The organism is Nostoc sp. XA010, from assembly GCF_020829625.1.
Lineage (GTDB): Bacteria > Cyanobacteriota > Cyanobacteriia > Cyanobacteriales > Nostocaceae > Nostoc.
In genome coordinates this window covers 1-13,389 of sequence record NZ_JAIVFX010000067.1, presented here as the reverse complement: position 1 = coordinate 13,389, position 13,389 = coordinate 1, and the positions used below count along the sequence as shown (strand labels likewise).

Here is a 13,389-nt window from a genome sequence, read left to right as displayed (position 1 = left end):
TGACTATTTTTATGATGTAAAACATCTAGATTAGCTTTAACAAAGTTTGGGGGTTTAAGTTCCCTGCCTAATTAAAATCCCCATTACAAAACTGTACTTCCGTTAGCGTAGCGGTAGCGAGTCTGCGAGCGTCCTTCCGACTTCCGACTTGTTTAAGTATCCCTGCTCTCCATAAATTGAACTTCCCCTTCGATACCTCACCATGTTTTGCATCATAACTAAAAACTGTTAAAACTTGATTATATGTATAGAAGAAATATGTATAATACTTGCAGCTTGTACTTCAGCATTTGTTAGAAGTAGATATTTGGTCAAGCAAGGAAATTGGAAATTAATTTTCATAATCATTTGTTGGAGTATTTATGAATAAAAGGAAAATATTTACAGCACTTGTTTCAATAGGTGTAGGACTATGCTTAGGAGCTTGCCAGTCTAATGCGGACAAGGTTGCTCAGGCAGAGAATGACTTAAAACAGGCTTATGCGGCGGCAAGTGATGATGAGCAAAGCCAAAAAGATAAGGAAGTACAGGAGCAAATAAGGCAATATGTAGAAGAGACACCTAACTTATATAGAATAACTTGGAAGGTATGCGGAGATTATAGAAGTCGTCTTCGGGATGGAGTAAGATGTAGCGAAACTAAAATTCCCAAAACTAAAGGATATGTTGATCCCGTTTACGTCTGGGCAGCTAATGGGGTGCAGTTTGTTAATAAGCAACACTTTGTTAATAGCTATTGGGCTACAGGATTGTTTGTCAAGTCTAAAGGATGCTTGAACTCAGGTAAGCCAGGACAAGAGCAATTTTATAATGTAAAAAACTTCACCAGAGATAAAACGAATGCTGTTCCTACCGCAGCAAACGTCAAGATTGAAGCTCTGTCAAAGCAGTCCAAGCAAACAGTAGTAGAACTTGCCTTCAAGGACGCAGAAGCAGAAAATTATGCGCTGACAAATTTCGGTGTGTCAGCAACCACAGGATTAATACCCACTGGGAAAACTTGCTTGACTCTTGAAGAATGGAAGAAGACGCAATCGTAAAAATCAAGCACAGTCGCTTCCTTGAATCGCAGTTCAGTTGCGGCGACTTCCTCCATCTCCAGCACAACCAACCAACGCAAGCCAAGTCTTATTCTTTCTTAGATAAAGAAAATAATTTAACTTGTTGACCCCTTCTCCCCTGCTTGCGGTAAGTTAACTTTAACCCCTGTTGGTCTAACAACAACCCCAACAGCCAAATTGGTTTGGGGTCAGAGGGAACAGTGAAACCCAAAATTTTTGATGTGAGCAGCGCAGTCAACAGCGATCGCCGTTTCTAAGTTAGTTCAGCCAGTAAATAGTTTTGCTCACGCACATCAGTTATTTAGCAAGTCTTTGTAGTTTTTTATACTTAAATTTTCTAGTCACTGATTACTTCATGCTTATACTAAGCGATGGCGTAACCGGCCAGCGTAGCTGATCGCTCTATGAAAATCGCAATTTGCCGGACATTGGTCGGCAAAAACTTAATTATGATTCTGAAAAACTAATCCTTTATATGAGCCAAGATCGAGGGTGTTAAAAGGAGCGGGAATTTGCAGACCACCAAACGATGTCTGTGCCTTCCCTTATACCCTCTGTATTACTGTATTTTTTGTAATCTTAAACACTTTACTTTACGCAATTATAGCTACTGTAGGCATCGCTATGCAGTAAAACTTTCTGCATTATACTCATCTAGGTAAATAGGCTAAATAAACCTACCAGCAACATATTTATTTACCTAGACAATTATCATGATACAACACGGGGATTTCGTTCGATGTTAAGGCTATATTTTTAACTGTATAATTTACCACATCATAAACTAACTCACAATCAGCTAAAGTCCCTTCAGCCATCAGGGAGCATCTTGGCGTTCACCCCAGGGCAAACGCATCTAAAGTATAAGAATCCTTTAATAGCAAGGGTTTCAACGTTTTTAAATTTAGCCTATTTTTTCGTCAAGATCCTTATCCAGCAGGGGTTTCAGAAATGCCGTGCGTTCGCCCTGGCGTTCACCCTGAGAATTGATTCAGGACAAGTTCGGAATCAATTGCAGAAAAATTTGAGTTTTTGGCACGCAAGTTTTACCCATTTCTTGAAGAATTTTTTATAGAGCAATCACACTACTCTCAAAAATAAACTAAAAATGACTCTATAGTTTTATGGCGTGATAGCGATTAAAAAGCGGGCTATTCCGATAAGCTTGATTTGGCATGAAAGCAACAGAAGCAGGGAAGAATTTTGTAAAGTTTCTTAAAATAAGCACCTTTGCCCGTTTTCTTTAACCCAAACCTACACCTGTAATATTTGTGTAGCTAACTGTTAGGAGTATGCTCTTTGACCTGTTATATTACTTATTAAGTATAAAGTCATTTTCAGTTTATTTTTTCACCGATTTTTAGGTTTTTCAATATAGGGGCATTGGCTATAGCCCAATGGCATGAAGAAAGGTAGTGGCTAGCCCGGATTTCTCACCGATGCTCAAAGCCTGTGCTTGTGCTCTTGAGCAGAGGAGAGTTATTTGTACAAGTTCTTTCCCCTCTGCCCCTTCCCTCAAGCTTGTGAGAAATGCGGGCTAGGTAAACTGGGACGAAGAGTGATTGAGTCAATCGATCGCTCATCATGATAAAGGTGATTATTGCTTGTGCAGCACGAGCGATGGCAGTCCCAAATGGCAATCGGCTTTTTCTCCTGTGCGCTTAAATGGCAGGGGAATAGTACAGCATTAGTACACCGTTCTGGCTACAGGTGACGGGGGTATTCTGTTGCTGACAAACTGCCACAATTTTCACTTTGTCCGTGAACAGGAAAAGGGAAACGGTAGAGAAACTAGTACACATTGCAGTACAGTTCCACACTTTTTTCACCGAAATAAATCCTGGGACGGGAGCATCGGCGATAATGATTAACTATCGGGGGTTCGGGGCTGTGAAAATTGACCGTCACGGGAAGGCAAAGGTTTTGTCGGCAGAAGAAATCCAGCGTCTGTTTACTTTGGGGTTAACCACAGAGCGAGACAGAACCCTAATAGGCGTGATGCTGTACACGGGTTGCCGCGTCAATGAGGCAGTTACCCTAAAAATTAAAGATGTTTATAACAGCAAGGGACGGATCAGAGCAGAGCTGATCATCCGTAAAGGGAATACAAAGGGAAAGTTAGCTACCCGCAGCATTCCGATTTTGTCAGAACTAAGGAACTTCTTAGCTACTTACAAACCGACAAACTCCCGTGACGGTTTTTTGTTTTCTGGTCGATGGGGGCGCGGTCACTTGCACTCAGAATATGCAAGCCTGATCTTCCGACAAGCTTGCGAACGTGCGGACATCGAAGGAGCAAGCACACACAGTTGCCGCAGAACTGCACTTACTTTCATGAGCAATGCCCGAATTCCTCTGAGAGTCATCCAAGAAATCAGTGGACATCGCAGCTTAGAGCAACTGCAAAATTATCTGGAGGTGGAACCATCCCAAGTCCGGGGTGCGATCGCGGCGTTATCGATGCTATCACCGCCATCAATTAGCAGCAACAATCAAGACATGCAAAATGTGGATAACACGAAGTTATCAACGGAGTGATAGATCAGGAAATATGATTTAGTTGATCTAGACAGGATCATTCACTAATAAAGCTTAAAGTGATTTTTCCCAAAAAGCCATTGACAATTTTATCGGCAACACCTCAAGCCATAGCCAATGATAAAAATGAGGCAAAGATTGCTCTTTATTTACGTAGCTCAGTCAAGGCTTTGCCCGCCTTCGACATCGCCGACTTTATCCTTCCACAGGCAACACATCTTCATTCAGTAAGGCGTAAAATTCCGGGACTTGATCCTCGACAAGTCGCAGTTCACTCGCGGCGATCGCTTCAAGTTCCAGCACCGTTTCCCAGCGCAAATCACTCTGCCATCGCTTGAGAATGCCTTTAATTGCATCCACTCCACGAGAAATACCTCTTCGTAGTATTTCTACGCAGTGGAGTAGCGTAATGCGATCGGTCGGAGGCGACTCAAATTCGGTAGTATCCTCCCCTTGGCAATGGGAGTTCCCTATAGCATCAAGGGGGGGTGTGGATACGGGCTGCTGATTGGGGTTTACATTATACGCAGCAGGGGTTTGAGCAGCATAATAGGTTCGATTTTCTTTTTGATTACGCTTTTCCACGCGATGAGCAATTACATGCATTGCAAATTCTAATTCCTCTTTAGATAAAGAGAAAAGTTTCACCTGTTGACCCCGTTTACCCTGCTTACGGAAAGTCAACTTTAACCCCAACTGCTCGACTAAAGTTCCTAGCAACCAAATAGGTTTACAGTCTAGGGGAATAGTAAACCCAAGAATTGCTTTAACGTGAGCAGCACAATGTATAGCGATGTCCCTCATCTTAAGTAAGGTGGAATCCGAGGCGGTAACTTCATCACCCGCAACTAAAGAAGTGAGAATCTGATGCAGTCCCAGGTTAAATCTAGCAAGCCACCGTGCCGAGTAATTACCCCAGTCGATGCACAAAGGGAGATTGTCGCGTTCGGTGCGGTCTTTTTGGGTGACAATTGTTGGTGGCGTGGGATAAGTTTGCCCAGTTTTGGGGTCAGTAAACGATTCTTCGGGTGTGGCTAAAATTGCCTCAAGTCCGGCGATCGCTCTAATTAAGCGACCACCTTTATCCATTTCTACGAGTGATTCGGTTACTTCGATGCCGTAAGAATCAGAAATGCGGAATTTTTCGCATTCAAAAATTTCATTAGGGTCAAGGTAATCTTTGCTCTGACGGGCACGGTACTCGCTCAAAGTAATATTCTTAGCCTTGGCAACAGCCGAATTGTGGGCACTATCCAAAGCTTGTGCTGCCGCTTTAAGACTTTCAAGAGATTGCTCATCATCATCACTGCCCACACATATAAATGTATTGCCCATTTCGGTGAGAAGCGATCGCAAATCATCACGCAGATTATTGAGAGAATAGTGGCGGTTGCCAAGAATTTGGCAGTAAGCCTCAAGCGCCCAATCTTTTTCTGCGCCCCGCTTGCCTGTTTGACGGTCAATCCGCAACAGAAAAGCAGTCATTTCATTGGTTTGGAGCAAGCGCTCTTTAATCTTGGATGCGTTTGTATCTTTGTAACCGAAGGGAGGACGCGGGGCCACCCAAATATGAAACGGGACTTTTGGACGATAGCGGTACAGTTGCTGGGCGCACTCAGTTGCAGTTTGGGAAACGCCGTGAAACACACCGAACACTAAATCAAAATGATACTCTGAAATATCGACACCAGTCCCCAGGCTAGGGGAAGTGAACAAGGCATCAAAGTTTTTGACGGCGTTGGTGATATCTTTGATGAAAGCGACATTCTCATCACTGCCAGAATTATCGGAATGAACCGACCAAATGCGGTATGAAGTCCTACGGGCTGGGCAAGGGGTAAGGGGTAAGGGGGAAAGGGCGGAGGAGGAATCTGTTAATTCTTCCTTTTCCCCTTCCCCTTTAACATGCACCCCGCCAAGTTCACTTGGCGAACTACTAGATTCTTCGTACTTGATAGTAAAGGATTTGTCGAGTTTTTTGATAAAACGCTTACTGTCACTTGCAACCATGACTTTCTCACCAAGCATTAGCGCTGCCGAGATTTGGGCGACTAGAGCGCTAGAATTATCCCCCTCGTACCAATAAATTGTGCGCTCCCCGTTTCGCCATTCGTTTTTAATGATGTAAGGTACTTCACCTTTGGGTCGCATTGCAAGAAAGAAGTTTACCGTTAAATCATCCATGTGTGCATCGGCAATCACCACTAACGGCGCATTGTATACTATATATTCCAGTACTTCTAGGATTGCTGCACGGTGTTGTTTGCAAGTATTACTATGTAGTAAGTGGGTGAGGTATTGGCAGGCTTCATCTATAAATATGCAGCCGTAAGTGAGAGACTGGGTATTGAGTTTGTGCAAGCTGTCAATAGTAATACTAAGGGCTTGAGCCTGGGCTAAACCTGTGTAACCCAAGTCGGAGTACATCGCTGTCTGCAAGCGTTCGGCAAGATTTTTCAACAAGTTAACCCGATGTCCATTGTTGAGGAATCTGGCATTAGGATTTTGGTCACGCCACCAGCGCATAAGTTCAGTTTTCCCAGTGCCCATGTCGCTCCACAGTACGACTAATCCTTTTTCTGGAAAACGGAAAGACTTTTTGGGATTTTGGGTACTGGGTTTGTGGTCAGGGCAGTCAGAAATTATTAACTCTTGTTTTCCTTCTCCCTCCCCACAGCTTGTAGGGTTAACATTTGGGGTGAACAATTGCTCTTGTGCAATATCATAAAGTAGCGGGACAGATGAGCATTTTTCTGATAAGTCAGTCAGGCAGAGTGCTTGGCTTAGATATTTAATATTGACTGTGACATCTGGTTTGTATTTACTTAGTCCCCATTTTTTAGCCCGATACGAGCGTTGGTAATCGGCAAGTGATTTGGCATCATCTATAATTGCAGTTAGCAGGGCATTGGCATCAACACCGCGACCAACTACAAAATCATCAACGCCTTTTTCTGGCCCCGGCAGTAATGCGACTTCACATAAGCAACCAGCCGATTCGATTGCTTTTGCAGTGCGAACAGTGGCTTGAAACACCGACCACCTGGTTTTAGAAGAAGTTTCGTAGTCAAAAAGAATTATGAACTTGCGTCCCGCCTGAGCCATTGGTACTAAGTCAGGATGCAACCGTTCATCAAAATCTTGTTTGCCCACGCGCCCGTTCCAAATTCCAGGGAGTGCGATCGCTACAAACCCCAAAGAGAGCAAGCAAGCGGCTTTCTTCTCACCCTCGCATAAGATAATCGGAATCTCTGGATGTTGCCGAACCCACTCCCAGAAGGTGATTTGTATATCTTTGTGCTGAGAGTCAATGAAATTCAGTTTGTGCTGTTTTACCCATGACCAAAATATTAGGGGATTGAGTATGCTTTTTCTGCACAGTGCTAAAAAGGAACTATACTCCGAAATTTGCGTTAGCGTTCCCTGGTATTGTCCTAGTTGCAATAGCGAAGGCAAGAGAGTGCCATTGCCAAAAGCAGAGTTCTTTCGACTTTTAAGCCAAAGCTTTTTCCCACGTTTTGCAAAAAGCACTCTTTGAATATCGGAAACGTTATAGCGCCGTGCAATTTTACTCAAAATACAGTTGGGAACATCGAAATAGGTGACGCGGTTGGCGGTTTTGGGTGGCGACTCGTATTTAACTGGTTTACAGGAGTGCCAATCAAAGCGCGGGAAGTTGGGCTTAATCCGCCCCCACTCCATCGGCTGCCAGTTTTTGAATGGGTCAAGTGACTGAATCCACGTCCCACCTAGTAATAGATGTTGATACATTTTGATGTATCCATCCGTGACCCGACCCGCATTCTTGCGTGGGATTTTATCAGATATGAACAGAAAATCATAAACTGATTCTCCCTCTACATGGAAAAAGTTGCGCTTAATCAACGCCGGATGAATGGCGCTACCAGCTAACAACTCATGGTATTCCGCAGCCGTGAGATTGTTTGGATATTCAGTTGTCGCTGCATTCATCGGTTCTCTCCAAGGAATTTTTTGGGGAGAACTCTTTCAAGCTGCGAAACTCTTGCTCTAGCCTGAATATTCCGAAAATTTCCCTTCGTCACAGCATAAAATTGCCATGCGAAAGCTGCACTCGACCCCATGCGCTCTAACACTGCGCTCTTGGGGCGTTCTCTGTTTGTCATGATATTTTCCCCTGATAACTCGGTTTACAAGTTCAGAGGGGGTTGCATCAGTTATCAGTTATCTAATCTTGGACTCTACTCCCAACTGATAACTGGTAACTGTTATTCGCGCTACTACTGCTTTTAACTACAAAATTCGGGATATTTCTTAACCAAACTTAACTTTACCTAAAATTTATGAATTTCGACAGCAAAAAGACACCGCAGGGAATGGACTTTCCAAGCGGCAGACCCTATAATGGATCTGGTAGCGCGGTAAAAACTCTCGGACAATTTAGTAGTCGCACCAGTGGCCAAACTTTAGCGACAACTTCTTTTGTTCCTTCGAGATGAAACCCGCTCTAGATCAATATGAAATTTGCAATACGCAGAAAGCGCGACTCCTTAGTGGCGCTTTCTGCGTTAAACAGTCGTACTGTTGTATCTTCACCTCCATGCCTCCTTTCAATTAGCTTGATTTTACAGAAGTTCTGGTCGTCTTACTCAGTCGAGATAAGAGCTTTCATTCAAATGTCTTAGCAGAAGATATTTGGTTTAGGTTAAGATACCTAGACACAAGCTTTTCAAAACAAACCCATTGAGTTAATAAGTGATCAAAAGTACCCGTAGGCGGTGTTCTTTGGTTGACGTTGGCCAAATTCTTTCACACTTTTATGCTCAAGATAGACCGGATAATGTACTAGAGATGCGTTAAATCTCCCTATTAAGATGTAGCATTTAAATCATATAGCCTAGAAAGGTAATTTGAGAAGCTAGCTTCGGTTAATAATTGTGAACTTTGTAGATATTTTAGGTACTCAAGAGTAAAATATAACCTTGTATATACCTACTTACGTAAGGAAAAGTCGGCATGAATTCAAGCCAAGTTTTAGACGTAAAAAGAGTATTAGCTGTATTAGAAGAACAAGTGTTTCAATCTAGGGGAAGATATTTAACAGAAGTAGAAAAAGTTCTTATTAAAGGAGTTTGGGATAGCAAAGATTATAAAGAGATGGCAAGTGATTCGGGGTATAACGCATACTATTTGCAGCAGAAAGTAGCTCCACCACTATGGAGTATGCTTTCAGGAATTATTGGTGATGGAGTGAAAGTAACAAAAATATCTTTGAAATCTATTTTGCTTAAACTAGCAAAGAGCGATTATCTGAAGGAAGAAGCATCCAGATTGGATAACGATAGTTTCGTTGGCAATATTAGAATTTATGGAGAACTGCCTAAAATAAAATCTTTTTATGGAAGAAAAGATGAAATTAACTATTTTAAGAAACAAATTACTCTCTTTAAAGAGCGCTGTATAGTTTTTACTGGAGTTGGAGGAATAGGAAAAACTTTATTAGCCGCTAGATTAGTTGAAGAAATAATTTTTGATTCTTTAAGCAGTATATATGAATGTGTAATTTGGAAAACAATTAATCATTCGTTGTCAATTGAGGAGTTAGTTATTGATTTAAACAAAATTTTTGACGTAGACATAGAAGCAAATGAAAATTCTTTTATAGAGAGCATATCTTTACTATCAAAACAGCTTCATTCACATCGTTGTCTCCTAGTAATTGATGGATTTGAAAAGCTATTGTTAGCAGACGATTTTGGAAAAAGATTACAATATGAAAAATTTCTTTTAAGACTTACAGAAGGAAAGCATCAAAGCTGCATTATTATAACAAGCCAGCTGCCTTTAAAAGAATTTGCTTCTGTGACTACAAAACTACCTATTCGCTCTTTCAAATTAGAAGGTTTAGATATAGAGACAGGAATGCAAATCTTACAAGAAAAAGGTTTAACTGGGCACGAATGTAAGCGATTAATTGAAAATTATTCTGGGAATCCATCAAGTTTAGAAGCGTTGGCTGACAGAATTAATCGCTTTTTTGAGGGGAGTGTGAAAACATTTTTTAGATATCAAACTACTATGATTGATCCTCAGCTTGAAACAATGCTACATCAACAATTTGGACAAGTTGGACTTTTAAGTAATCTTCAAAGGCAAATAATGATTTATTTGGCAGAAGAAATGTCAGAAAACTCGACTCCCATTCAATTCTCTAAACTCATTGATAATTTAAAAGAGCGAGTAGATTTCAAGTTGTCAGTTTTTGAACTAATAACAGCAATAGAAGTTTTAGAAGAACGCTCGTTAATTGAAATTGCTGGTAAATCAAACAAACGAGAAGCTAGTTATAGTTTACAAGCATCTATTAAGAAGTATATTTTAGTTGATCCATTGGGATTAGTGCATAAAATACCAGATACAATACAAACAAGGGAAGTTACCTTGTGGGCTACTGCATAAATCCTCTTTGCACCCAACGTCATAATCCTGATAGCGCTGAAAATTGTTTAGCATGTGGAAATCCATTGATAATAAACGGGCGTATTCGTTTGCTGCGCCCGTTGCGTTCTTTGGAGCAAAATCCATATACTTACACAGATGTTTTTGAAGTTGAGGATATTGGCACAGAAGAACATCCTCAGCCTCAGATAAGAGTAATGAAAGTATTAAGATGGATTGATGATTCTAAGTTAGTTGAGCTACTTAAAAGAGAATCATTCATATTACAAATCCTAGACCATCCTGGAATTCCCAAGTCTAATAGGGAAGATTATTTCACATTTAGGCTGAATGATAATCTTCTAGAACTACATTGTCTAGTTATGCATAAGTTTGAAGGAGAGAACTTAACTCAGTGGGTACAATCTTATGGACGAATTAGCCAAGAAATGGCTTATGAATGGTTATTGCAGTTGATGGAGATTCTTGATTTAGTTCATCGGTCTGGTTTCTTCCACAGAGATATCAAACCAGAAAATATTGTTCATCAACCCGATGGGAATTTAGCACTTGTTGATTTTGGTGGAGCAAGACAGCTTAGTAGAACCTACTTTGCCAAAGTTAGTACCAGTGGAGGAACTACTACAGGATTTGGTAATGGTTACGAAATAACTGCTGTTAGGACAGCTTGTTATTCTCCCTTAGAGCAAATTCATGGACAAGCTGTACCACAGTCAGACTTTTACGCTTTAGGTAGAACTTTTGTTTACTTAGTCACAGGTATTTCTTTAATTGAAATCAAAATGGACGAGCAGACAGGAAGACTAATTTGGAGAGATAAAGCACTTCACATAGATAAATTTCTGGCTGATTTACTTGATGATATGATGGCTCCTTTTGTAGGGCAGCGCCCACAAAGTACTCAAATAATAATACAGCGTTTGCAGCGCTTACCTAGTCAATCAAAGCTTAATCGAGTAATTAAATCAAAGCCGTTTAAACTTACTGTGTTTGTATTAAGTTTATTAAGTATTATTGGTTTGATATATGCATCTTTACCTCTAGTAGCTAAATATTATTTATATTCCGGTAAAAAAGCTTATAAAGAAAATAAATTTGACCAAGCTGAGAACGATTTTCAACAAGCAGTGTACTTGAATAATAGCTTAAAATACACAGTAGCAAATTATTTTTTAAATCAAGGTAAAGAAGCTTATAAAGAAAATAGGATTGCCGATGCTGAAAAAGACTTTCAAAGGGCAATAAAGTATGGGCATAATTTAACTAATTCAGTCTCAACTTTTTACTTTGAGAAGGGTTTACAGCATCAAAATGACCCTAAACTTGCTAGAAATAATTACGAACTAGCTATAAAGTACAATCCTAAAGATGATAGTGCTTATAATAATTTAGCAATCGCATGTCAGCAGTTACATGACTACAATTGTGTTAACAAAACTTACGAAACAATTTTTAAATTAAAACCTAATAAATGGGAATCACATTACGGATTAGGTGATTTTTATGATAGACAGGGAGAATATGATTTAGCAGAAAAGCAATACGAAATTGCTATCAGAAGTAGCGATCAAGCAATATTTGCTATTGCAGCTTTAGCAAGATTGAAAAATAAAAATGGGGATTATAAAGCGGCAGCTACTTTAGCTTTAAATGGATTACAGAAAACTAATAATAAAGAGTTGCAAGCATCGTTGTATAAAGATTTAGGATGGTCAAGGTTAATGGAAAATAAGTTAACTGAAGCCGAAAAATATCTAGAAAAAGCGACCAAGTTAGATAGCGAAAGAACAGATGCATATTGTTTGCTATCTCAAATAAAAGAATCATTAGGTCAACTTAATTACGCCAGAGCTTATATAGATGCTTGTATCTTGACTAAATCTAGTCTACCAGAAGTGTTTCGCTGGAGACAAGAACTGCTAGATCGCATACTTGACAAATGATAAGATGCTAAGAAAATTTCTGTTTGTAAAACAATGAAAAAACTGATGTTTTTTGGGGGGATGTACTGTTTAACTTCTCTAATACTAATTCACCTACCATTGCTAGCAAATGTACCGCTCATAAGAGTAAGAAGAAATCAGGCTCGTTGTGAGCCACAGTTAGGAAGGATAGTAAGCAAAGGCGACAAACGATTTGAAGTAGGAAGTTTAATTTGTAAGGGAGATAAATTAGAGGTTTTAAATGGTGGTTCTGTACAATTTTTATGTTTTAGTTCTGGAAAATTTTTAAATTTACCTAGTGGGAGTATTCCTCTTGATAAATGTGCAGAATCTGAACAAGCCTCATCTCCTTGCAATCCAAACAACACTGATGGATGTCGCATACAAAAAGGTGGCACAGAAGGGAGCGATGAGCCAACAATCATTTCTCCTTATAGCACATCAACATTGAATTCCCGTCCAGAAATAACTTGGACTGCTGTTAAGGGTGCTACTTCTTACAAAGTCAAAGTAAAAAGTTACGAGTTTGGGTGGGAAAAAGTTGTAAATCAAACTCGGCTTGCCTACCCAAGTGATGAAAAAGAATTTCAACCTGGGACTCCATATACAATATATGTTTTTGCTTATAAAGATGGTGAAGCTTTTAGCTATGATGAAACGTTTGTGGACGTATTGTCTGTAGCCTCCCAAGAACAAATTGCACAAAAGATTAAACGGATCAAAGGCTTAGGGCTACCTCTAGATGAAACTATTCTTGACGTAGATGTTATCTATACGGCAGAAAATCTTTTAAATGAAACAATCGAGATGTTAAAAACGGCAACAGCAACTAATAGCCAAAATCCGACTCTTTACAGAGTACTGGGCGATCGCTATCTGAAGGCCAAGTTGCCAAATGAGGCGAAACCCGAATACCTGACGGCAGCTGAGTTAGCGAAAAGCAGTAAGAATTCAAAAGAGTTACAAAAAGCCCAATCAGGGCTAAATTTAGTGGAATTTTACAACCAGCTTCCAACCAGGAGGAACCCACCCCAATAATAAGCCTTTTTATATTTAGGATTTGACAGTAAACTCAATTGCGCCTGACGTAGTGCTTCTGCTTTTGGCAAGCCATTGTTCAAGCCTTTATAAAATTCTTGCATAAGCAAAGCGGTAGAATCGGCTTCCACGCGCCACAAAGTAGCAACAGTACTGCGCGCTCCTGCTTGAGCAGCCATTCCCGCAATACCCATTGCTGACTGCTTGTTGCCTTTAGCTGTTTCGCAGGCGCTGAGAACAAGTAAGGGACTTCCAAGAAATAAAATATACAACTAGTAAGAATGATAATCATTATAATGAGGGGAGGTCTTGGGTTGCCAACGGCAACCCAAGACCTCCCCAAATACACATGGAAAATCTGCACTTTCCTG

The 13,389-nt window shown here is 40.4% G+C and carries 8 protein-coding genes; 5 read left to right on the top strand and 3 right to left on the bottom strand.

Annotated features, from left to right (window positions below):
- The first annotated feature begins 362 nt into the window (after positions 1–362).
- Positions 363–1,040 carry a hypothetical protein gene (locus LC608_RS34235; RefSeq protein ID WP_229557812.1) on the top strand — a complete coding sequence of 226 codons (678 nt, stop codon included), beginning with the start codon at positions 363–365 and terminating at the stop codon, positions 1,038–1,040.
- Positions 1,041–2,924: 1,884 nt separating this feature from the next.
- Positions 2,925–3,599 carry a site-specific integrase gene (locus LC608_RS34230; protein WP_267871317.1) on the top strand — a complete coding sequence of 225 codons (675 nt, stop codon included), beginning with the start codon at positions 2,925–2,927 and terminating at the stop codon, positions 3,597–3,599.
- A 195-nt stretch (positions 3,600–3,794) separates the two neighbouring features.
- On the opposite strand, the gene LC608_RS34225 is transcribed toward LC608_RS34230, so the two are convergent.
- Positions 3,795–7,571 (bottom strand): plasmid replication protein, CyRepA1 family, encoded by a 3,777-nt coding sequence (locus LC608_RS34225; RefSeq protein ID WP_229557811.1) that lies wholly within the window; start codon positions 7,569–7,571, stop codon positions 3,795–3,797.
- On the bottom strand, positions 7,568–7,744 hold the full coding sequence (locus tag LC608_RS34220) for a hypothetical protein (RefSeq protein WP_229557810.1): 177 nt from the start codon (positions 7,742–7,744) through the stop codon (positions 7,568–7,570). Before LC608_RS34220 ends, LC608_RS34225 begins: the two co-directional genes overlap by 4 nt.
- A gap of 850 nt (positions 7,745–8,594) precedes the next feature.
- Between LC608_RS34220 and LC608_RS34215 the strand changes: the two genes are divergently transcribed.
- Genes LC608_RS34215 through LC608_RS34205 form a run of 3 tightly spaced genes read left to right on the top strand, consistent with a single transcriptional unit; the run spans position 8,595 to position 13,018 of the window.
- Positions 8,595–10,037: an NB-ARC domain-containing protein gene (locus LC608_RS34215; RefSeq protein WP_229557809.1), complete on the top strand. Its 1,443-nt coding sequence runs from the start codon at positions 8,595–8,597 to the stop codon at positions 10,035–10,037.
- Positions 10,022–11,980, top strand: coding sequence for a tetratricopeptide repeat protein (locus LC608_RS34210; RefSeq protein WP_229557808.1), 1,959 nt, complete (start codon positions 10,022–10,024; stop codon positions 11,978–11,980). Before LC608_RS34215 ends, LC608_RS34210 begins: the two co-directional genes overlap by 16 nt.
- 60 nt (positions 11,981–12,040) lie before the next feature.
- Positions 12,041–13,018, top strand: coding sequence for a M48 family metallopeptidase (locus LC608_RS34205; RefSeq protein ID WP_229557807.1), 978 nt, complete (start codon positions 12,041–12,043; stop codon positions 13,016–13,018).
- Here LC608_RS34205 and LC608_RS34200 read toward each other — a convergent pair.
- Complete coding sequence (locus LC608_RS34200; protein WP_308189973.1) at positions 12,979–13,212, bottom strand: CHAT domain-containing protein; 234 nt, start codon at positions 13,210–13,212, stop codon at positions 12,979–12,981. The two genes, LC608_RS34205 and LC608_RS34200, sit on opposite strands and share 40 nt — an antisense overlap.
- Between the last annotated feature and the right edge of the window lie 177 nt (positions 13,213–13,389).

What these genes read in the sequence shown, in the direction of transcription:
- LC608_RS34235 (WP_229557812.1), top strand. Translation starts at nt 363, where the DNA reads ATGAATAAAAGGAAAATATTTACAGCACTTGTTTCAATAGGTGTAGGA.
- LC608_RS34230 (WP_267871317.1), top strand. Translation starts at nt 2,925, where the DNA reads ATGATTAACTATCGGGGGTTCGGGGCTGTGAAAATTGACCGTCACGGG.
- LC608_RS34225 (WP_229557811.1), bottom strand. Translation starts at nt 7,571, where the DNA reads ATGAATGCAGCGACAACTGAATATCCAAACAATCTCACGGCTGCGGAA.
- LC608_RS34220 (WP_229557810.1), bottom strand. Translation starts at nt 7,744, where the DNA reads ATGACAAACAGAGAACGCCCCAAGAGCGCAGTGTTAGAGCGCATGGGG.
- LC608_RS34215 (WP_229557809.1), top strand. Translation starts at nt 8,595, where the DNA reads ATGAATTCAAGCCAAGTTTTAGACGTAAAAAGAGTATTAGCTGTATTA.
- LC608_RS34205 (WP_229557807.1), top strand. Translation starts at nt 12,041, where the DNA reads ATGTACTGTTTAACTTCTCTAATACTAATTCACCTACCATTGCTAGCA.
- LC608_RS34200 (WP_308189973.1), bottom strand. Translation starts at nt 13,212, where the DNA reads ATGGGTATTGCGGGAATGGCTGCTCAAGCAGGAGCGCGCAGTACTGTT.